Genomic DNA, 19,984 nt, shown 5'->3' with positions numbered 1-19,984 from the left:
GCCTGATTATTTCGATTTTTATTTGATAAGATACTACCATGAATGGTTCGTAAAGAATAGCAAATAGCTGATTTTAGGTCTAGGGAGGACTCGTAAATATGACAAAAATAAATCAAGGCTTCGTCAGCCAAAGCAACGTAAAGCTGCTTGACGGACTTTTTAAAACGTCACAAGAGGTTGGCGAGCGTTACCTGCACGCGCTTGATATCGACCGCTTCCTCGCCCCATGTTATGAGGCGCATGGTTTGACGCCCAAGCAGCCGCGGTACGAAGGCTGGGAAGCCAGAACGATCAGCGGGCATTCGCTCGGGCATTATATGTCGGCACTTGCCGTCACCTACCAGGCGACAGGCAACAAGACGCTTAAAGTGAAGCTGGATTATGCCGTATCGGAGCTTGCAGGCATTCAAGCAGCGACCGGAAGCGGATATGTTGGAGGCTTGGTCGAAACGCCTTTTATCGAAGCCTTTAAAGGAACGGATATTGGCGGTTTTAGCATGAATGGGTATTGGGTGCCATGGTATAGCGTGCATAAAATTTATCAGGGCTTAATCGATGCTTGCACATTGACGGGAAATGAGGAGGCTTTGCGCGTTGTCAAAGCCTTTGCCGATTGGGCGGTCGAGGGACTATCGCAATTATCGGAGGAACAAATCCAGCATATGCTGGAATGCGAGCATGGCGGCATGAATGAGGTGTTTGCACAGCTGTATGGCCTCACAGGACAAGACATCTATTTGGATGCCGCAGTTCAATTTACGCATAAAGCTATCATTTCGCCGCTGGAGCAGGAGCGGGACGAACTGCAGGGCAGGCATGCCAATACGCAAATTCCGAAGGTCATCGGTGTGGCTGGAATTTATGAACAGAACAAGAATTATACCAGCTATCGCACAGCAGCCGAGTTTTTCTGGCATACGGTGGCCGGCAGGCGCTCCTATGTTTTTGGCGGGAGCAGCCTCTCGGAGCATTATGAAGCGATGGATATGGAAAGCTTGGGCATTAAATCGGCAGAGTCCTGCTGTACGCATAATATGCTGGAGCTGACCCAATATTTATTTGGCTGGGAGCAAGACAGCGCGTATATGGATTATTATGAAAATGCCTTGTACAATCACATCCTCGGCGCGCAGGACCCGGATAACGGCAATAAAACCTATTTTGCCTCGACGCTGCCGGGCCATTTCAAAATTTACGGCACCCACGACTCCGCTTGGTGGTGCTGTACGGGATCGGGCATGGAAAACCCGGGGAAATATGCCGAGGCGATTTATTTTGAAAATCAGGATGATCTGTATGTGAACTTATATATCGCCTCCGAGCTGGAATGGAAAGCCAAAGAGCTAGTCATCAGGCAGGAAACAAGCTTTCCGTATTCGGACACAGTGAAGCTTGTTATTGCTGAGGGAACGGCAGAGGCTAATCTTAAGCTGCGCGTGCCATCCTGGCTTTCGGGTGAGATGGTAGCGGTCGTCAACGGTGAACGCAAATATGTTGAAAATCAAGCCGGCTACTTGACCATCAGTGGCACATGGAGCAAGGGGGACCAAATCATTCTCACGCTGCCGATGGCACTGAGAAAGTACACCGCCAAGGATAGCGCAAGCAAGATTGCCTTTCTTTATGGGCCAATCGTGCTTGCGGGCAAGTTTGGCAATGAGGGTCTTCCGCAGGATACAATCGTGGATGAGACGGCGTTAAGCACGAAGACGGCGGATGTGCCCGTGCTATGGACGGAAAGTGAAAATTTATCCGATTTCATCACCCTGCGGGATGCTGCTACGCTAACGTTTGATATAGCGAAAGAAGTGACCTCCGATGGAAAAGGGGCTACGCTTATTCCTTTCTATGCCTTGCATCATGAGTTTTATACGCTGTATTGGAACTTGAATGACGAGGGCGATGCGTTCGAGAAGAAGCTCAATGAGGTGACCATCGATAGCGTAGAGCCAGACGGTCAGCAGGATGAGATCGGGCATCAGCTTCAAGGCAACTGCTTGACGAGTGCCTATAATGGATCATTCACGGATAATCAGAACAAACTGCATATGTGGAGAGAAGCGTTTGGCGTAAGCGATGCATACTTCAGCTACCGCCTCGCGGTTGATGGCGCGAACAAAAATCATCTTTGCGTAGCTTATTGGGGCGGCGATTATTTCAGATTCGAGCATGAAGGAAAGTCGTATAATCGTGAGTTTGAGGTGCTGGTCGATGATGAGATCGTCGGAGAGCAGACGATCCATTGCAACAAAATCGGCCATATTTTTTATGTAACCTATGAAATAGCAGAGGCGCTTACACGAGAGAAGACCAGTGTCATTGTCACGTTTAAAGCAAAGTCGGCTGTGAGCTGTGCGGGCCGCGTTGCGGGAGTTAGAACGACAAGTGCGGTAGTCAGCCCATAAGGCTGCGGTACAAAAGCAAGTCAAGCAACCGGCGCCATAGGAGGCTCCGGTTGTTTTGTCGTTTTCAATGATTGGATCATAGATAAGCTAATTGTGAAAATAGCTCAGTGGAAACAGTTCGATGTAATTCGAACATTGAAACTTCGCCACCAGTATGTTATTTTCTTTATTACAACTACAGCTTTGTTAAGCAAAATTTTTATTGTAGCTCGGGCTACACGAATGCCGCCCGTTAAAATGGATATATTATTTTAAAACGAGGAAGAAGGTTTTCGGATCATGAACCAAACTTTAAATAACCAGATGATCGTTTTGGCAGCAAGGCCTGAGGGCATGCCGACAGAGCAGCATTTTTCGATGAAGGACGCAGCGGTGGAACAACCGGCAGAAGGGCAGGTTATCGTACGCAGCCTGTATTTATCTGTTGATCCGTATATGCGGGGACGAATGAATGACAGCAAGTCGTACATCCCTCCATTTGCCTTGGGCGAGCCGATTGTAGGCGGTGTTGTGGGCGAGATTGTCGAATCGAACTCCGAGCAGCTTGCAGTTGGGGACAAGGTGCTCGGCATGCTGGGCTGGAAGCTGTACAATGTCGTGGATGCCGCCAGCGTTCGCAAGGTGGATGATCAAGTAGCGCCATTATCGGCCTATTTAAGCGTTTTGGGGCTTACAGGGCTGACGGCCTATTTCGGTCTGCTGGATATTGGACAGCCTAAGGCGGGAGAAACCGTCGTCGTATCTGGCGCTGCAGGCGCAGTCGGCATGATTGTTGGGCAAATTGCAAAGCTCAAGGGCGCTCGTGTCGTCGGCATCGCGGGAACGGATGAGAAGACCAGCTATTTGAAGCAGGAGCTTGGCTTTGACGAAACGATTAACTACAAAACGGTCGGCGATCTAGGCAAAGCGCTGGAAGCGGCATGTCCGAATGGAGTCGACGTTTATTTCGATAACGTAGGCGGCGACATCTCCGATCAGGTGATGCTTCTGCTGAACACGCATGCGCGTATTCCGCTATGTGGAGCAATTTCCTCTTACAATAGCAAATCGGGCGACATTGGCCCCCGGATACAGACGCAGTTGATTAAGACGCGCTCGCTTATTAAAGGCTTTGTGCTTGGCGACTACGCCGACCGCACGGCGGAGGGCATTCAGGCGCTAGGACAGTGGCTTGGCGAAGGCAAGCTGAAATACGAGGAGACGATTGTCGAAGGCTTCGACAAAGTGCCTCAAGCGTTTCTGCAGCTGTTTGAAGGCAAGAATATGGGGAAAATGCTGGTTAAGATTCCTTAGGAAAAGCAGTGATCTATTAAAATGATGCATAAGCAGGCTTATCAAGCTCCGAAAAAGGCACTGCCAACGTATCGACAAGGCATCGACAGAAATGTCGGTGCTTTTGTTTAAGTTTTTTTCTTCGTCACGGTCTATTATGGGTAAATTTTACCTATAGGGGGGACGCTATGAGTTTAGTGTTAGCATTAATAGTCTCTATTTTGTATCCAGTACTAATTTTTAAATTGTTTGGTCTAGTCCAAACAAAGCTGAGCCTTAGACTACCCTGATGGGTTATTTCCGGGATACTTAGCATGTATAACTCTCTGAAAACAGCTGGAATATCCAGGATGGCAACACCGATGTTATCGTCACATTTGCAAATGGGACAAGCTGGGTCGCCTCTTTTTACACTTACGAAAGAACGCTCAGCCGTAGTATTCACACTTGCCCCATGCTATCATGAAGAAGAAAAGAAGCACTTATACAGCAATACCATACTAACGGAGGTGTTTTATGAAAGCGCTATTTATTGGAGGAACGGGCACGATTAGTTCTGCCATTACGAAGCAGTTAGTAGAGAGTGGATGCGAGCTTTATCTTTTGAACCGGGGAACTAGAAATGCTGATTTGCCGGCAGGTGTACATAGCATTAAAGCCGATATTAATAATGAGGAACAGGTAGCCGCGCTTATTGCCGATCTTTCATTTGATGTAGTAGCGGATTTCATCGCCTTTAAGCCTGAGCAACTGGAGCGCGATTACCGCTTATTCAAGGGGAAAACCAAGCAGTTTATGTTCATCAGCTCCGCTTCAGCCTACCAGACACCGTTGTCGGATTATCGCATCACCGAAGGAACGCCATTATCCAATCCCTATTGGGAATATTCCCGCAATAAAATAGCATGTGAGGAGTATTTGACCAAGCAGTACCGAGAGCATGGCTTTCCAATCACGATTGTAAGGCCAAGCCATACGTATGACGAGCGCTCGATACCGCTGGGCGTGCATGGCAATAACGGAAGCTGGCAGGTCGCAAGGCGTATGCTTGAAAATAAACCGGTCATCATCCATGGCGACGGCACTTCCCTTTGGACGATGACGCATAACAGCGATTTTGCCAAAGGCTTCATCGGCCTGATGGGCAATATTCATGCCATTGGCGAAGCCATTCATATTACGTCGGATGAGTCGGTTACCTGGAATCAAATTTATGAAATCATCGCGGATGCGCTCGGCGTGAAGCTGAATGCGGTGCATGTGTCTTCTGATTTTCTGTCTGCGAGCAGCAAGTATGATTTCCGAGGCGGCTTGCTGGGCGACAAGGCGAACTCCGTCGTCTTTGACAATGCGAAGCTGAAAAGACTCGTTCCTGAATTTGTAGCTACGACGCGGCTTGATCAAGGCATCAAGCAGACGGTTGCCCACATTCTGGCCAATCCTGAGCATCAGAAGGAAGACGAGGAATTCGATCTCTGGTGCGATAAAGTAGTGAATGCTCTGGCTGCTGCCGAGAAGGCTCTAGCCGAATAGCTCAATTGAAGCGGCTGCTTCAGCATGATGCTTGTTTCTCATGCTGGAGCAGCCAATTTTTTCGAGTTAGTCCGCCTCCGTAGCCGCCCAATTCACCGTTTGAATTAATAACGCGATGGCAGGGGATGAGGATGGCCAGCTGATTGGCTCCATTGGCCTGAGCGACCGCACGAAAGGCTGTCGGCTTTCCAAGTGCGACGGAAATGTCAGCGTAGGAGCGGGTTTCACCCGGCGGTATCTGCACCAGCTGTGCCCATACGCTTTGCTGAAACGGCGAGCCTAATAAAAATAGCGGCGTCTTAAATTCCGTCAATTTCCCGTCAAAATAAAGCGCCAGCTCCCGTTCAATAGACTGAATGGATGCTGTAATGCCGGGAATGATCGCGGATTTGGTTCTTTTGCGGAGCCGCTCGACCTCGCGCTCAAGGCCTCTCCGATCGACAAACTCCAATAAATACAAGTGCTGCTCGTCGCCAATGGCCATCATTGGACCGAGCCGTGTATCGATCCAAGCCGCTTTCAGCACCTTGCCATCCTCCAACAAAGTAGGAGCAGCCCCCATAATGCGGGAAAAAGCATCGCGAAAGCCGCTGCTGGATTCATAGCCGGCGTTAAGCTGCGTATCCATAACCGATTGGCCAGATCTAATGTTCTTCAAGGCGATTCCCATACGGCGGGCGCGGGCATATTCGACGAAGGTCATGCCGAAGCGCTGCTTAAATTGGCGGCGCGCTGTTGATTCATCGACGGATAAGTTTTTGAAATCTTGACCCTTCCAGCGTTTTTCTGGGTTTTGTTCTACCGCCTCAACGAGCAGGCGAACAACATCTGACACCTGATTCGGATGGGAAAGCGGCTGGCAGCGCTGGCAAGGACGGAAAGATGCAAGCAGCGCCTGCTGCGCCGTTTCATAAAACTCGCAGTTTTCAAACTTGGGCTTGCGAGCCGGGCAGGTTGGCCGGCAAAATACTCCGGTCGTTTTGACGCCAACATAAAAAACACCCTCATATTCAGTATTTTTCTCCACTAAGGCCTGATAGCATTCGGGATAACGTTCAACAGGTATCATGGCGCTCGCCCCTCCCTTTTCTGATGGATTTTATTATATAGCTTCAAGGCAGCTGTTGCAGCCGAAAATCAGGCATTGATTTTTCTATGCAGAGGTGCAGCATGGTTTTTTGAAATATAAGCATTTATAAGTTGTAGCTTATAAATAGGACTTATATTTCACCGCGAAACGGCAGCTTTACCGCCGGAGGATGGCGTCAGCCGTTTACGCTTGCTATTTTCCCGTTTATAATAAAACTTCAAGGTAAAGTCGTAACGATTATAGTAACAGGAATGGAGGGCATGAATACATGTCTAGCTTGCCAAATTGTCCACAGTGTCAGTCAGAATATACATATGAGGATGGGCTGATGCTCGTTTGCCCGGAATGCGCGCATGAATGGAATGAGAATGCACAGGATAATGCCAGTGAAGATGAGAAGGTTGTAAAGGACTCGAACGGCAATGTGCTGAGCGATGGTGATTCAGTCACGGTCATTAAAGATTTGAAGGTAAAAGGCAGCTCGCTCGTTGTCAAAATTGGCACCAAGGTCAAAAACATCCGTCTCGTCGACGGCGATCATGATATTGATTGCAAAATTGACGGTTTTGGCGCAATGAAGCTGAAATCGGAGTTTGTTAAAAAAATATAGAGTGGAAGCAGGAGGGATCTTACGATGGAAATAGGGATTAGTACGTTTGTTGAAACCTCGCCCGATGTAGAAACAGGAGAGGTGATGAGCCATGCCCAGCGTATACGCGAAGTCGTTGAAGAAATCGTGCTTGCGGATCAGGTGGGGCTTGATGTTTATGGAGTAGGGGAGCATCATCGCGAGGATTATGCGGCCTCCTCTCCAGCCGTTATTTTGGCTGCAGCTGCCGCACAAACGAAGCAGATTCGTTTGACGAGCGCGGTTACGGTGCTGTCTTCTGCTGATCCTGTGCGCGTATTTCAGGATTTTGCTACGCTGGACGGCATTTCAAATGGTCGTGCGGAAATTATGGCGGGACGCGGCTCCTTCATTGAATCGTTCCCGCTGTTCGGCTATGATCTGGACCACTACAATGAGCTGTTTGATGAAAAGCTGGCGCTGCTGCTGAAAATTCGCGAATCCGAGAAGGTCACCTGGGCAGGTGGGCATCGCCCAGCCATTAACAATCTGGGCGTTTACCCGCGCCCTGTTCAGAACCCGTTGCCCGTGTGGATTGGCAGCGGCGGCAACCAGGAATCGGTTGTCCGTGCCGGCCTGCTCGGCCTGCCGCTGGTTCTCGCTATTATCGGAGGCAGTCCGATGAATTTTGCGCCGCTGGTGCAGCTGTATAAGAGAGCCGCTACTCATGCGGGGCATGATGCCTCGAAGCTGCCTATCGCTTCGCATTCGCATGGCTTTATTGCGGAGACGACGCAGCTTGCAGCGGACACGTTTTTTCCTTCGACCCAAGCGGTTATGAATGTGCTCGGCAAAGAGCGGGGCTGGGGGCATTATGACCGTTCCAGCTTTGACGCTGCTCGCAGCATTGAAGGTGCGCTTTACGTAGGCGATCCCGAAACGGTTGCCCGCAAAATCATTAACCTGCGCAAGCATGTCGGCATTACAAGGTTTTTGCTCCATACGCCGCTGGGCACAATGCCGCATGAGGACGTGATGAATGCGATCAAGCTGCTTGGTACGGAGGTTGCACCGCGTGTGCGCGAAGAAATTGCCAAGTGGGAAGCGGAAAACGAAGGAAAGACGAACTAAAAGCGAACGAAAGCCACATCAAAGGGACATGCATAAGGCAAGAAGAGAAGGAATCCAGGGAAACCTGGGTTCCTTTTTATGTATAGATTCCCATTTTTCGAACATATTAAAATCAGCAAACCTATAAGGAGGCAGGAGCTTTGACGAATCCAAAAGCATTTCCAACGTTTCCAGAGGCGTATTGGCAGGCTTCTTGCGACACGCTTCAAGAATTCCCTGCGTTAAAGCACAATCACGAAACAGATGTTGCTGTAATTGGCGGCGGGATCTCGGGTATCACCACGGCATATGTTCTAGCGAAAGCTGGTTTTAAGGTTGCATTGATTGATGCTGGCAGGCTTCTGAATGGCACAACGGGCCATACGACGGCCAAAATCACCGCCCAGCACGACCTGATCTATGATGAATTAATCCAGCGTGAAGGAAAAGAAAAAGCCTTGCTCTATTACCAGGCCAATACGGATGCGCTGCATTTTATTCAATCAACGGTCGAACAGCTTCATATCGATTGTGGTTTTGAGGAACAGGACGCCTGCATATACACGAACACGGACAGCGGACTCTCTCAATTGGAGAAAGAGCTTGAGGCCTATAATACATTGGGCATTCCCAGCTCTTATCAGAAAAGCATCCCACTGCCCATTCCTGCGCTAGGCGCCCTAACGATGCCTCATCAAGCACAGTTTCACCCCCTGCGTTATTTGGCTGCTCTCGTAAAGGAGTTTGTGGACACAGGCGGAGAGGTTTTCGAGTATACAACAGCCGTTGATATAGAAAATGGATCAATTGCAAAGGTCGTCACAAGAGATGGCCATCATGTAAGCTGCCGGTATGTGGTTAGCTGTACCCATTTCCCGTTCCATGACGGAGGCGGGTTTTATTTTGCAAGAATGCACGCTGATCGCTCCTACGTTCTCGGTGTTAAATTAGACGAAGCGTATCCGAGCGGCATGTATTTGAGCGCTGATGAGCCCAAACGTTCTATTCGCAGTGTGCAAACCGGCAATGGGGACAAATTGGTTCTTATTGGAGGCCAGAGCCATAAGACGGGACAAGGCATATGCACCATTAATCATTATGAAGCCTTGCAGCAGTTTGCCGCGGAACATTTCAAGCTCAAGGAGATCAGCTATAGATGGTCTGCGCAGGATCTTGTCACAGGAGACAAGACACCATTCATTGGACCGTTAACAAGCTCCGTTTCCAATGTGTATGTCGCCACGGGATATCGTAAATGGGGAATGACAACGGGAACGGCCGCTGCTCTCCTGCTTAGAGATTTGCTGCAAGAGAAGGAGAACCCCTATATAGAGCTGTATTCTCCTTCACGATTGATTAGCTGGCACACGGTACAAAAACTGGTCTCTGACAATGCCGATGTAGCCAAGCATTTAATAGCAGGCAAGCTTGAAATGGTTTATAGAAAGCCAGAAGACCTGCTAAAAGATGAAGGGGGAGCTATCACGCTCCATGGCCGAAGAGCGGGTGGTTATCGAGACAAGGAGGACAAGCTTCACCTGGTCGATACCACGTGTACGCATATGGGCTGTGAGGTCGAGTGGAATGATGGGGAACGCACATGGGACTGTCCATGCCATGGCTCGCGCTTCTCCTATGAAGGCGATGTTATGGAGGGGCCTGCCAAGCAGCCGTTGACACGACTGCACTTGTAAACGGCAGTCCATCAAACAAAGCAAATTCAGCACTGGCCGATCCAATACAGGTCGGAGCCCTAAGAGTCTTTGCCGTTCGCAGCGGCAGAGGCTCTTTTTAATATGCTGCAGAAAGCCGATGTGAAAAAAAGCCCCCGCGCAGGAGATGGCAGTCCGGCGCGAGGGCTTGGTGTGTGGCGGTCAACCTTTGACCGCGCCAGCTGTAAGGCCGCTGACGATGTATTTCTGTGCGAACAGGTAAAGGACGAGCACAGGGATAGAAGTCATAACCAGATCGGCGAAGATCAGGTTCCAGTCCCGGCTGTATTTTCCGTAAAAATTGTAAACGGATAGCGGCATTGTCCAGTCGGAGCTGTCCGTGAGGAAATAAAGCGGAATCGTAATATCATTCCATACCGACATAAACACCATAATCGCTACAGTCGCATTCACCGGAACAATAAGCGGTGTAATAATGCGGAAGAATACAGCAAGCATGCTTGCGCCTTCCAGGAAAGCTACTTCATCGAGCGCTCTCGGTATGGATTTGATAAAGCCGCTATATAGGAACACACTGAACGCGACATTCAAAGCGGCGTAAATGAAAATAACGCTTGTAATGCTGCCGTAGAAGCCCAGCCATTGTACGACACGAATCGTCGTAATGATTGACATAGGAGCGATAAGTCCCATAAAGAAAAACATATACAGGAAGCTCGACAGCTTCGATTCTCTCCGCACCAGAATGAAAGCGGCGGCTGAAGAGGTAATAATATTGACGATGGAAGATACGCCGGTAATCAGCAGGCCATTCAGGAAGGCACGGCCGAGGCCGCCTTCTTTGAAAACTTGCGTATAGTTGGAGAACATCCACTTGTCCGGAAGTGCGAGCTTAAAGCGCAGCACCTCGGAGCTGGTCATAAAGGAACCGAAAATCATAATGAGCAGCGGCACAATAATGATCAGGGAAGCGACCAGCAGAAAAATTTCGACGATATAGTTGCGAAGCGCAAGTTTTCGTGTATAACTCATTATTCAGCAACCTCCTTACGACGCATGAAGATCAGCAGCGGAATGGAAATAACGGTAACCGCCGCGAACAGCAGCGTATTGATTGCCGTACCCATGCCCCAGCTGCCTTCTCCAAAAGAACGGAGAATAATCGTTCCGACAACCTGTGAAGCGTTGCCCGGTCCGCCGCCAGTCAGGACGAAGACTTCGGAAAACACTTTCAAGCCGCCGATGAGCGTCAGCATGAGATTGATATTGATGGCGGGCAGCAATAACGGGAGCGTAATTTTGCTGAAGGTACTCCATGCGCCTGCACCGTCAATCGTCGCTGCTTCATAATACTCCTTCGAAATGGACTGGAGTCCAGCCAGATAGATGGCCATTTGGAATCCGGTGTGCTGCCAGATGGAGACCAGGGCAACGGTCCATATAACAATAGTAGGATCGGTCAGCCATGATTGGCCAATGACACCCAGACCGATTGCTTCCAAAAATTTATTGATAGTGCCATCTGTGCGCAGCATTGGTGTGAACACAATACTGATAACCAGAACGCTTAAAATCGACGGCGAGTAAAAAATCGCGCGCAGCAAATTTTTGGATTTCAGTCGCATGTTCAAACCAATGGCTAAAGCGATACCGAGCACGTTTTTTCCGATAACCGTAACAATCGCAAAAATAAAAGTATTTTTAAGGGCTAGAACGAGCGTCTTGTCTGAAAAAATTTGTTGGAAATTGTCCAAGCCGATAAATTTAAGCGTTTCGCGGTCAAGCCGCCAGTCCGTAAAGGAGTAAAACAAGCCGATGAGGGCGGGCAATACGAAAAAAATACAATAAATGAATAGGGCCGGCCATATTAGATAATAAGGATATAAGCTTTTTGTCTTCATCTGTAATCACGCTCCATAACAGCTTGGAGCAGAATAAAGCCCGAAAGGACCTTATTCTGCCTATTCTGCCTAGTGTTCCATCAATTAAAATCCGGCAACGCCTTTATCTTTCATAAGCTGTGCAAACTTGTCGTTCCATGCAGACAATACTTCTTCCGGTGTTTTGGCGCCGGCAAACTGATCCTGCAGGTTTCTGTAAAGCTCACTGCGGTCAACCAGCATATGCGCATCTGTAGTCAGAACGGTTTTCTTCGGTGTAATGTAGTTATCTACGATTTCTTGCTTGTAGTCCGGCAGCTTAGGTGTCGTCACATCGTTGAAGTTGGAAACATACCCTTGAGCATCAACCATTTTTTGTGCTTGCTCTTTGGTTGCGATGAACTCAAGGAATTTTTTAGCTTCAGCCATATGCTTCGCTTTTTTAGGAATGAACAGCTGTCCACCGAGCGGGCTTGCGCCAAGGCTTGCATCTTTGGAAGAAGGAATCGCGAACAGTCCAAGGTGGATGCTAGGATCTTTTTCCGCTACGTTCTCAATCAGCCAGTCGCCCATGAACATCATCGCTACTTCTTTGTCCAAAAACTTACCAACGGCCATATCGTAGCTGTCGCTCAGAATATCAGGGTTGGTGTAGCCTTTTTTGAACACTTGGTACTGCTGGTCCAGCAGCGCTGCGAACTCAGGGATGTCTGTCCATTTTTTCTTGTTGCTGTTCAGATCATCGAACAAGGTGGGATCATTTTTCGCTGCATAATCCGCGAATGCTGCTCCCGGCCAGATGTTGGCTGCCCAGTTATCCTTGAAAGGCATGAATACCGGTGTAACACCGCTTGCTTTAATCGCTTCGCATACCGCAAGAAACTCCTCGAAGGTTGTCGGAATCGACAGGTTCAGCTCCTTGAACATATCCTTGTTGTACACAACGCCTTGCATGCCTGTGTCTTGGCTGACATGGAAGCTGTATACATGATCATTAGCCGACAGTACGTCTTTGTTCAATAGGCGGCTAACCCATGGCTCGCTATCCAAAATTTCAAAGTTGCGCTCCAAGTTCAGGTCGGTTACGGCGCTAGCCAGGTTGTACTGAATAATATCTGGAGTTTCATCAACAGCCAGCTTGGTTTGCAGCACAGTTGCTGTCTGCTCAGCTGGAAGCAGTTGAAGATTAACTTTAATATTGGTCTCTTTCTCAAAAGCATCAAGAAGGTCTTGCGCTACAAAAGCGGAGTCCTGCGAGCTTTTCGAAATCGCCAGCTCCAGCGTTACTTTACTGCCGCTGCTGCCGCTTCCTCCGTTGGTTGCTGTACCGGCTGGGCTATTGCTGTTTGATCCGCATGCCGCCAGTGACAAAGCCAGTAAGCTTGCGATGACGCCCGTTGCAGCTTTTTTCATCTTGTGATTCATGTTTAAATCCCCCCGTATTGAATTGTATGTGAATCATTCTGAATGCGGTTACAGGTTCGATTATAGACTTTAAAGCGGGGTAGGTACATGTTTGCCATTTACCTTTCATGTGTAATATTCTGAACCATTCCCCGCTTGTCCGCCTGTATCCGTAAATGGTACAGTAGGAGCATTAAAGCGTGTGAGGGAGGAATATAGCTGGCTATCATGAATCGCAAGTTCGGTAAAAACCCATTCCCAGCGAGTCTGCAAACCAAGTTTTTTCTAACGTTCGTGGTGCTGCTGCTTATCGTGCTTGGCAGCTTTCTGGTCTATGTCAACCTCGTCGTCATTCAACCGCTTAAAGAGAAAACGGAAAATGAAAAGCTGATGTCAGCAGAGAAGGTCAGCGATCAGCTCGATATTTATATCGATAGCCAAAATCAGCTATCTCAACGTATTTTGTCCAATAAAGATGTTTATATTTTGCTTGCCGATGATGCCGCATCCCAAACCTTTGAAGGCTTGTCCCGCAGCCGCAAGCTGAAGGATATTATGTTTCAGGCGATCGGGCCGAGCTTGAACATTCAGGATATGATTATTTACAATCTCGAGGGCTCTGCCCTGGTCTCTTATATTGGCTACGACCGGACGCCGCCTTCTTTAAAGCCGCTGCTGGAAGACGACGAGACTTTAGCAATCTGGAGCAGAAGCGGTTATTTGCTCAATCGTGAGCAGGCAGGTAAAGTCTCCTTTATTCGCCCGATTATCAATCAAAATGGGGAAATTTTCGGTTATTTATCAATCCAGCTGGACCAAGCTTATTTGCAAAAGCCTGCGGAGGGACTAGCTGACAGCGAGGTGTTTGTTTTAGGGCAGGACGGTCAGCTCATCTCAAGCTCCCAAAATGCCGAGGTTGATAAAAGGCTGTCTACACTGGAGCCGCGATCGGGAGCAAGCGGCATGTATATGGATCATGAGCAGAACTATGTTACTTATTACAAATCCAGCAGCTCAGAGTGGACAACCTATATTGTCACGCCAAAACAAGCGGTGCTCGGCCCCGTCAGCTCGATCAGCAACATTTCCATCCTGCTCATTACTTCGCTGATGCTGTTTTCCTTTTTTTACATTTATTTTTCCGCAAAAAATTTATTGCTGCCGATTCGCAAGCTGCGCAGTCAAATTTTGCGCGTCAACTACAGCAATATGAATGTGAAGGTGGATAGCCGCTCGCATAATAATGAGCTGATTTTGCTCAATGAGGCATTTCAGGAGCTGCTGGAGCGGCTGCAGCAATCGATTGAGCGCGAGAAGCTGGCGCTGCATGAGGAAATTAAAGCGCGAAACTCCGCGCTGCAAGCGCAAATTGCGCCTCATTTTATCCATAATGTGTTGTATTTGATTAGCATTGCTGCTCAGGAGGGCAAGGATCAGGTCGTACAGGATATGTGCAAGCAGCTGTCGGACAGCCTGCGTTATGTCGTATCCTCGCCCTATCAGCATGTATCGCTGTCGGACGAGCTGGCGTATACGCGAAATTACTTGTCGCTCGTCCAACAGAAATATGAGGATGATCTGGAGTGGGACATGGAGTCCGATGATTCAACAGGCTTGATCCAGCTGCCAAGACTCGTTATCCAGCCCTTTGTTGAAAATTGTATTGAGCATGCTTTTAAAAATATTGACCCTCCTTGGCGAATTTCGATTCGCTTCAAGCTGTATAACGGCCTGTGGGCGATTGAGATAAGTGATAATGGAGAAGGGTTCTCCGACGATAAAATCAAAGAAATACTCGGGAATATTCATGATTCCGATTCGGGGGCGCTTGAGCTGCAAACGAACAGCACGGGCATTGGCAATATGGGCATGGTGAATACGGTTAATCGGCTCAAGCTGATGTACAAAAACCGCTTGTTTTTCAATGTTTACAACAATGCAGATACCGGCAAAGGCGCAACCATTCAGATTATCGCATCACTGACGAAGGATTTTTATTAATGAGGAGGGCTAAGCGATGTTCCATGCTTTAATTGCAGAAGACAGCAAGCCGATCCTTCGCAATATTAAAGCGCTGCTGCAAGCGACCGAGCTGCCGATTCATATTGCCGCAACAGCGGCGAATGGGGAGGAAGCACTGGCATATATGCAGCAGCATCGCATCGACATTTTGCTTACGGACATTCGGATGCCTAAAATGGATGGACTGGAGCTTATCGAGCAGGCGAAGCTGCTTCATCCGCAGCTCAAGGTTGTGCTGATCAGCGGCTATAATGATTTTGAATATACGCGCAAAGCGCTGAATTTGCAGGTATTTGACTACTTGCTCAAGCCTGTTGAGCGCCATCAGCTGCAGGAGGTTATGGAGCGGGTCATCGTCCAACTGAAGGAGCAGCAATCGGGTGAGGCCGGGAGCTTCAAGGATATTGTTGCTCCCGATTTTCATGCAGAGCTCAGGCTGGGGCCGGAGTTTCGGGAACAGATGAAAGTGCCCTTTCTCATCCATAAGCAGCCCTTCTCCCCGAATAAGGAACACTGGAAGCTAAACGTGCTGCAGGCAAGTTTGACGGAGGTTTATGCCCCGCATGGCTGTTGGGTTTTTCCAACGCAGCAGCCCTATCAGTTTTTTGTGCTCATTAATCTTTCGGTTAAGGATAAATACCCTTCTGCTTATGAATGCATGGAGGCGGCACGCAGCGGCTTGCTGAGGGAAGGCTTATATGCCTCGCTATGCGGCCAGCTGCAAGCGGTTCAGGATGGCGGCTTGGCGGATTTTTATCAGCAAATGTCGCGGCTCATGAAGGAGCAGCTATCCGTAGCAGGCCCGCTGCTGCTGGATAACGGTCTCGCTGCGCTGCCTCTGAACACCGATTCAGGTGTAACCGAGCTGCTCTCGAACAGCTTCGTGGACATGATTCGCCAGCGCCAGAAGGAGCGCTTCGCCTTAAAGCTGGCCGAGCAGCTGCAAAAATGGCCGAGCAGCAACGTTCGCCTGGCGGAGCTGGAGCGTTTCCTGGCGCTGCTGACCGAGGCCTTCGGCAGCTCTCTCTCCGAGCAGGACCCATGGAACAAGCTCAAGCTGACGGAGCAGGCGAATGCGCTGCTGGAGCTGGGCAGCTTTGCAGACTTTACCAAGCAGCTGCTGCTCTGGGCCGAGCAATGCTTTGAGCTGCTGCACAATCAAAATCGCAAAAGCGGCTCCGAGCTGTTCCAGCAAATTGACGAGTATGTGCGGATGAACATGTATTCGCATGTATCCATTGCCGATCTCGCGCAGCGATTTCATGTCAGTCCCTCCTATATCAGCCGAATTATGAAGAAATATGCGGAGAAAACATTCGTCCACTACTACTTGAATTTGAAAATCAAGGAGGCGTGCCGGCTGCTGGAAACGAAGCCGGAGATGAAGATTAAAGAGCTGTCTGATGTGCTATCGTTCAGCGACCAGCACTATTTTTCCAAGGTATTCAAGGAGTATGCAGGGTGCAGTCCGACGGAGTATAAGGAGCAGCTCAAGGGCTTATAAGGAATGTTTAAAGGGCAGGCGCAGCCCTTGTCATCCAATATGGAACTAGGAGGATTTGCGATGAGGACAAGCTGGCTTTATGAATAAAACAGAGCGAATGTTGGCGATTTTATTGGAGCTTCAGCGTAAAGACAAAATGCGTGCCGAGGATTTGGCCGCGGTATTCGAGACGAGCGTCCGTACGATTTATCGCGATATGCAGGCGCTCAGCGAATCCGGTGTCCCGATTGTCGGAGAGCCTGGCGTCGGCTATTCGCTAATGGAGGGCTATTTTCTGCCGCCTGTTAGCTTTACCGTAGAGGAAGCAGTGACCTTGTTGATCGGTACTGTGTTTGTCGAGCAGCAGTTTGATGAGGGATATACGTTGAAGGCGGGCGCTGCCCGCGGGAAAATCGAGGCTATATTGCCGGAGCATGTCCGTGAGGAAACTCAGCGTGTCCGCGCTTCCATTAAGCTGCTGGCACCCTATGACCCGCTCGCAGGGGGAGTGGATAAGCAAAATATCAATCTATTGCGTACCGCTATATTGGAGCAGCGAAAAATACGTCTCCACTATAAGAAAACGTATGCGGAAGAGGACAGAGGCCGGCAGAGCACCCGGGTAGTCGCGCCATATGGACTCGTACTATCGCAGGGGAATTGGCTGCTGCTGGCCTATTGCGAGCTGCGGGCAGCACTGCGTCATTTCCGCTTGTCGCGCATGGAGCAGCTTGCCTTGCTCGATGAGCGTTTCAAGCTGCCGCAGGATTTTGATCTGCATGCTTATGCGCCCGAAAATGACCGCAAGCTGTCCGTACGCATTTGGGTGAATCCTTCTATCGCGGATAAAGTGAAGGAGCAAAATAACTTTTATATGGAATCATTGGAGGAAACAGAGGACGGCCTGTACGTGAATTTTCTTGTTCGTGTGCAGGAGGAGCTGTTGCACTGGATACTCGGCTGGGGTTCTGGCGTCCTTGTGCTGGAGCCAGAATCGCTGCGCCAGCAAATTCGGGCGGAGGCCGCTAAAATATTGGAAAGCTACTGACATGCAGCTGTCAGTAGCTTTTTCTTATAATGGTCCTATCTTATCTAAAGGGGCTGTGTAAATTGATAAATACGTTACAATCTTTGAAGCAATTTAAACCATTGAAGGAGCAATATGAACGGGAGCTGGACTTGTTCACGCTTGAGCAGCTGCAGCAGAAGCCAGCCGAGGATGAATGGTCGATCGGTCAGGTATATGTCCATCTGATCAACAGTGCGCTATACATGCAGCTAAATTTCGCTAAGCAATGCTTGAGCGATGAATCGCAAGCACCCGTTAGCCTAAGCGATTCAACAAGCGAAATGAATGCGAGGAAAAATGCCATTTTTGCAGCGGGCAGTCTGCCGCCAATGCGTGTACAGGTGGAGCCCTCCCCTGAGTACACGCCTAGCCAGCCGAAAAGCAAAGATGAGCTGGTACAAGGAATGAGCGAGGTACTGCGCCGGATGAAGGAACTGGAGCCAGCGCTTGCGGGGGCGCCGGAGCATCGTACAATTCCACATCCGGGTTTAGGTGAAATGAACGCCAAGGAATGGTTTTTGCTCATCGAAATGCATTTCCGTCATCATCTTCGTCAGTTGGAGCGTTTGAAGCCTTTTGCAGCTTCGATGTAACTGTTACAGGATGGACTGCGACTGCGGGAGCTGTTCAACATTGTGCTTCCGCAGCTTGCGCTCACGCTTAAGCTTATACATCGCTTTATCTGCACGGTTCAGCAAGGAATCCCCGTCCAGTCCGTCTCGCGGATACAGGCTGATCCCCATACTAAGCTTGGCGAACAGCTGCTCATTGCCGTAGCGCAGTGAACGGCTCGCGAAGCGTTCCTCAATCTCAGGAATAATCTCGTAAACGCAATCGGCAGCAGGGAGCGGGCTGATGAATAGGACAAATTCGTCGCCGCCCAGCCTTGCTGCCATACCTTGACCGCCGACGCTTTCTTTAATGAGTCCTGCGGTGTGCTGCAGTAGAGCATCGCCTGCATCATGCCCGAAGCGGTCATTCGTTTCTTTAAATTCATCCAGGTCAATCAGTACAACAGCCAGCTGTTGCTGCTTCCGCTCGGCTTCCGCAATGGCTGCCGCCAGCCTTTCGTAGAAGAAGCGGCGGTTCGGCAATTCGGTCAGTGCGTCATGGTAGGCGAGAAAGGCAATCTGTTCCTGATGCTCCTTGATGAGCGTAATATTGCGGAAAATAAGAATGACATGCGGTTCATTATCCACAGTCACATAGTCCCCATCAATTAGCACCGTGAGTTCTCTTTCTCCCTTATGAATTTTAGTCTCCAGCTCTTTAATTTCCAATTGGTTTCGGAGGCGTTTTTTCAGCTCGGTACTGGCTAATGCGTCGAGTCCAGCATGCTCCAGCTGTAAATGATCAAACATCTGCTTCGCACTTGGATTGGCTTCTTTAATAGTGCCGGAGCTCTCAACGAGCAGAATAGCGGCTGGGTTCAAATTAAACAGTCGCTCATATCGCTGTTTATTGGAGTTGAGAAACTCAAATCTTTGCATAGCGAGCCGCAGCATAAAGCACCAGACGAGACCGCCGTATAAATATGAATAAGGAGGCAGCGTATTTTTGAATTGAAAATAGCCAAAAAAAACAACCCAAAGCATCGTTATAATGGTGCCTGCAATCATAAGCCGATAAATAGGCTCCCGTTCGCGATCCTGAGTGGCTCTAACCCGAGCTTGTCCAAGCAATAGAAACACAAGATACACAATGGCAATCAGAATGCTGCCCGTCATGGCGGCGAAATAAGGGAAATTGTAAACGGGGTATTTCCAAATGCCGACTTGAACGAACTCTTGCGAGGAGATGTATTTTTGATTACTAAAAATATTGAAGGGAATAATCAGCAGCGGTAAGTAGAAAATATACGGGTAGACAAAGCGCGGAAGCCGCTTGTCCATGCCGGAAAATTTGGAGATAAAATGTACGCCAATTCCAGGCATAGCGATGCCAACGTTAGAAAACCACAACGCTGTGAGAGCCGGGCTATATTCAATGGGAAGCAGAAAACGAACGTACTCCTCCATAAACATTATAAAATAACAAGCAATAATAAGACTGACGAGCTGATGCTCAATCTTCTTCGGGTTGCGGTACAGGACATCCAAACCCATATAGAAAAATAAAAGCATGGGGAGCAAATAAGCACCCAATGAAACTATTACTTCCAATAGACTCAAGGCCCCTCTGCCCCTTCCGGATTTATCTGATCTGCATGCTGCACAAGCATCTAAACTCATTTTAGACAGTTCGTCGCTATTTGTCGATTTGAAATATATTTAAAGCTCCATGTGAAAATATGACAGCATAAAAGAAGAGGCGAATGAAAGGGGGAATTTTATAATTATTGAAACATTCCCCTTCTTTTGAGAGTCTGTAAGGTAGAGGTGGAGGAGCAATCAATAATTGGATCAACTTAAATATTCATTAGAAGGTTTGATGAATTATGGTCGTTTAATCGATGATTGAAATAGTGTTATTCAA

The 19,984-nt window shown here is 48.8% G+C and carries 15 protein-coding genes; 10 read left to right on the top strand and 5 right to left on the bottom strand.

Annotated features, from left to right (window positions below; translation table 11 throughout):
- Positions 1-98 precede the first annotated feature (98 nt).
- The 3 genes from MHB80_RS28865 to MHB80_RS28855 all read left to right on the top strand — a co-directional run bounded on the left by MHB80_RS28865 (position 99) and on the right by MHB80_RS28855 (position 5,210).
- On the top strand, positions 99-2,405 hold the full coding sequence (locus MHB80_RS28865) for a beta-L-arabinofuranosidase domain-containing protein (protein WP_341280143.1): 2,307 nt from the start codon (positions 99-101) through the stop codon (positions 2,403-2,405).
- 279 nt (positions 2,406-2,684) lie between these two features.
- Positions 2,685-3,698 carry an NADP-dependent oxidoreductase gene (locus tag MHB80_RS28860; RefSeq protein ID WP_341280142.1) on the top strand — a complete coding sequence of 338 codons (1,014 nt, stop codon included), beginning with the start codon at positions 2,685-2,687 and terminating at the stop codon, positions 3,696-3,698.
- A gap of 495 nt (positions 3,699-4,193) precedes the next feature.
- Entirely contained in the window at positions 4,194-5,210 is a 1,017-nt protein-coding gene (locus MHB80_RS28855; protein ID WP_341280141.1) for an SDR family oxidoreductase, read from the top strand.
- A 19-nt stretch (positions 5,211-5,229) separates the two neighbouring features.
- Here MHB80_RS28855 and MHB80_RS28850 read toward each other — a convergent pair whose 3' ends face one another.
- Positions 5,230-6,279 (bottom strand): trifunctional transcriptional activator/DNA repair protein Ada/methylated-DNA--[protein]-cysteine S-methyltransferase, encoded by a 1,050-nt coding sequence (locus MHB80_RS28850; protein ID WP_341280140.1) that lies wholly within the window; start codon positions 6,277-6,279, stop codon positions 5,230-5,232.
- Between the two features lie 289 nt (positions 6,280-6,568).
- Here MHB80_RS28850 and MHB80_RS28845 point away from each other — a divergent pair, with 289 nt between their 5' ends.
- From MHB80_RS28845 to MHB80_RS28835, 3 genes are all read left to right on the top strand, one after another.
- Entirely contained in the window at positions 6,569-6,910 is a 342-nt protein-coding gene (locus tag MHB80_RS28845; protein ID WP_341280139.1) for a zinc ribbon domain-containing protein YjdM, read from the top strand.
- Positions 6,911-6,934: 24 nt separating this feature from the next.
- Positions 6,935-7,999, top strand: coding sequence for an LLM class flavin-dependent oxidoreductase (locus MHB80_RS28840; RefSeq protein WP_341280138.1), 1,065 nt, complete (start codon positions 6,935-6,937; stop codon positions 7,997-7,999).
- 140 nt (positions 8,000-8,139) lie between these two features.
- Positions 8,140-9,672: an FAD-dependent oxidoreductase gene (locus MHB80_RS28835; RefSeq protein WP_341280137.1), complete on the top strand. Its 1,533-nt coding sequence runs from the start codon at positions 8,140-8,142 to the stop codon at positions 9,670-9,672.
- Positions 9,673-9,852: 180 nt separating this feature from the next.
- Here MHB80_RS28835 and MHB80_RS28830 read toward each other — a convergent pair whose 3' ends face one another.
- From MHB80_RS28830 to MHB80_RS28820, 3 genes are all read right to left on the bottom strand, one after another.
- A complete protein-coding gene (locus MHB80_RS28830; protein ID WP_341280136.1) occupies positions 9,853-10,683 on the bottom strand; it encodes a carbohydrate ABC transporter permease in 831 nt (276 codons plus the stop codon).
- Positions 10,683-11,552 (bottom strand): sugar ABC transporter permease, encoded by an 870-nt coding sequence (locus tag MHB80_RS28825; RefSeq protein ID WP_341280135.1) that lies wholly within the window; start codon positions 11,550-11,552, stop codon positions 10,683-10,685. Before MHB80_RS28825 ends, MHB80_RS28830 begins: the two co-directional genes overlap by 1 nt.
- An 84-nt stretch (positions 11,553-11,636) precedes the next feature.
- Positions 11,637-12,956 (bottom strand): ABC transporter substrate-binding protein, encoded by a 1,320-nt coding sequence (locus tag MHB80_RS28820; protein WP_341280134.1) that lies wholly within the window; start codon positions 12,954-12,956, stop codon positions 11,637-11,639.
- Between the two features lie 207 nt (positions 12,957-13,163).
- Between MHB80_RS28820 and MHB80_RS28815 the strand changes: the two genes are divergently transcribed.
- From MHB80_RS28815 to MHB80_RS28800, 4 genes are all read left to right on the top strand, one after another.
- Entirely contained in the window at positions 13,164-14,936 is a 1,773-nt protein-coding gene (locus MHB80_RS28815; protein WP_341280133.1) for a histidine kinase, read from the top strand.
- Positions 14,937-14,952: 16 nt separating this feature from the next.
- Positions 14,953-16,461, top strand: a complete 1,509-nt coding sequence (locus tag MHB80_RS28810) for a response regulator (RefSeq protein ID WP_341280132.1) — start codon at positions 14,953-14,955, stop codon at positions 16,459-16,461.
- A gap of 79 nt (positions 16,462-16,540) precedes the next feature.
- Positions 16,541-17,488: a YafY family protein gene (locus tag MHB80_RS28805; protein WP_341280131.1), complete on the top strand. Its 948-nt coding sequence runs from the start codon at positions 16,541-16,543 to the stop codon at positions 17,486-17,488.
- A gap of 65 nt (positions 17,489-17,553) precedes the next feature.
- Positions 17,554-18,102 (top strand): DinB family protein, encoded by a 549-nt coding sequence (locus MHB80_RS28800; protein ID WP_341283112.1) that lies wholly within the window; start codon positions 17,554-17,556, stop codon positions 18,100-18,102.
- Positions 18,103-18,105: 3 nt separating this feature from the next.
- On the opposite strand, the gene MHB80_RS28795 is transcribed toward MHB80_RS28800, so the two are convergent.
- A complete protein-coding gene (locus MHB80_RS28795) occupies positions 18,106-19,671 on the bottom strand; it encodes a sensor domain-containing diguanylate cyclase (RefSeq protein WP_341280130.1) in 1,566 nt (521 codons plus the stop codon).
- Positions 19,672-19,984: the final 313 nt, after the last annotated feature.

This window comes from Paenibacillus sp. FSL H8-0537, from assembly GCF_038051995.1.
Classification (GTDB): domain Bacteria; phylum Bacillota; class Bacilli; order Paenibacillales; family Paenibacillaceae; genus Pristimantibacillus.
Note: the sequence above shows the minus strand (reverse complement) of the source record. Positions and strands in the feature narration are given on the sequence as shown.

Coding starts and splice junctions, on each gene's coding strand:
- MHB80_RS28865 (WP_341280143.1), top strand. CDS start 99: ATGACAAAAATAAATCAAGGCTTCGTCAGCCAAAGCAACGTAAAGCTG.
- MHB80_RS28860 (WP_341280142.1), top strand. CDS start 2,685: ATGAACCAAACTTTAAATAACCAGATGATCGTTTTGGCAGCAAGGCCT.
- MHB80_RS28855 (WP_341280141.1), top strand. CDS start 4,194: ATGAAAGCGCTATTTATTGGAGGAACGGGCACGATTAGTTCTGCCATT.
- MHB80_RS28850 (WP_341280140.1), bottom strand. CDS start 6,279: ATGATACCTGTTGAACGTTATCCCGAATGCTATCAGGCCTTAGTGGAG.
- MHB80_RS28845 (WP_341280139.1), top strand. CDS start 6,569: ATGTCTAGCTTGCCAAATTGTCCACAGTGTCAGTCAGAATATACATAT.
- MHB80_RS28840 (WP_341280138.1), top strand. CDS start 6,935: ATGGAAATAGGGATTAGTACGTTTGTTGAAACCTCGCCCGATGTAGAA.
- MHB80_RS28830 (WP_341280136.1), bottom strand. CDS start 10,683: ATGAGTTATACACGAAAACTTGCGCTTCGCAACTATATCGTCGAAATT.
- MHB80_RS28825 (WP_341280135.1), bottom strand. CDS start 11,552: ATGAAGACAAAAAGCTTATATCCTTATTATCTAATATGGCCGGCCCTA.
- MHB80_RS28820 (WP_341280134.1), bottom strand. CDS start 12,956: ATGAATCACAAGATGAAAAAAGCTGCAACGGGCGTCATCGCAAGCTTA.
- MHB80_RS28815 (WP_341280133.1), top strand. CDS start 13,164: ATGAATCGCAAGTTCGGTAAAAACCCATTCCCAGCGAGTCTGCAAACC.
- MHB80_RS28810 (WP_341280132.1), top strand. CDS start 14,953: ATGTTCCATGCTTTAATTGCAGAAGACAGCAAGCCGATCCTTCGCAAT.
- MHB80_RS28805 (WP_341280131.1), top strand. CDS start 16,541: ATGAATAAAACAGAGCGAATGTTGGCGATTTTATTGGAGCTTCAGCGT.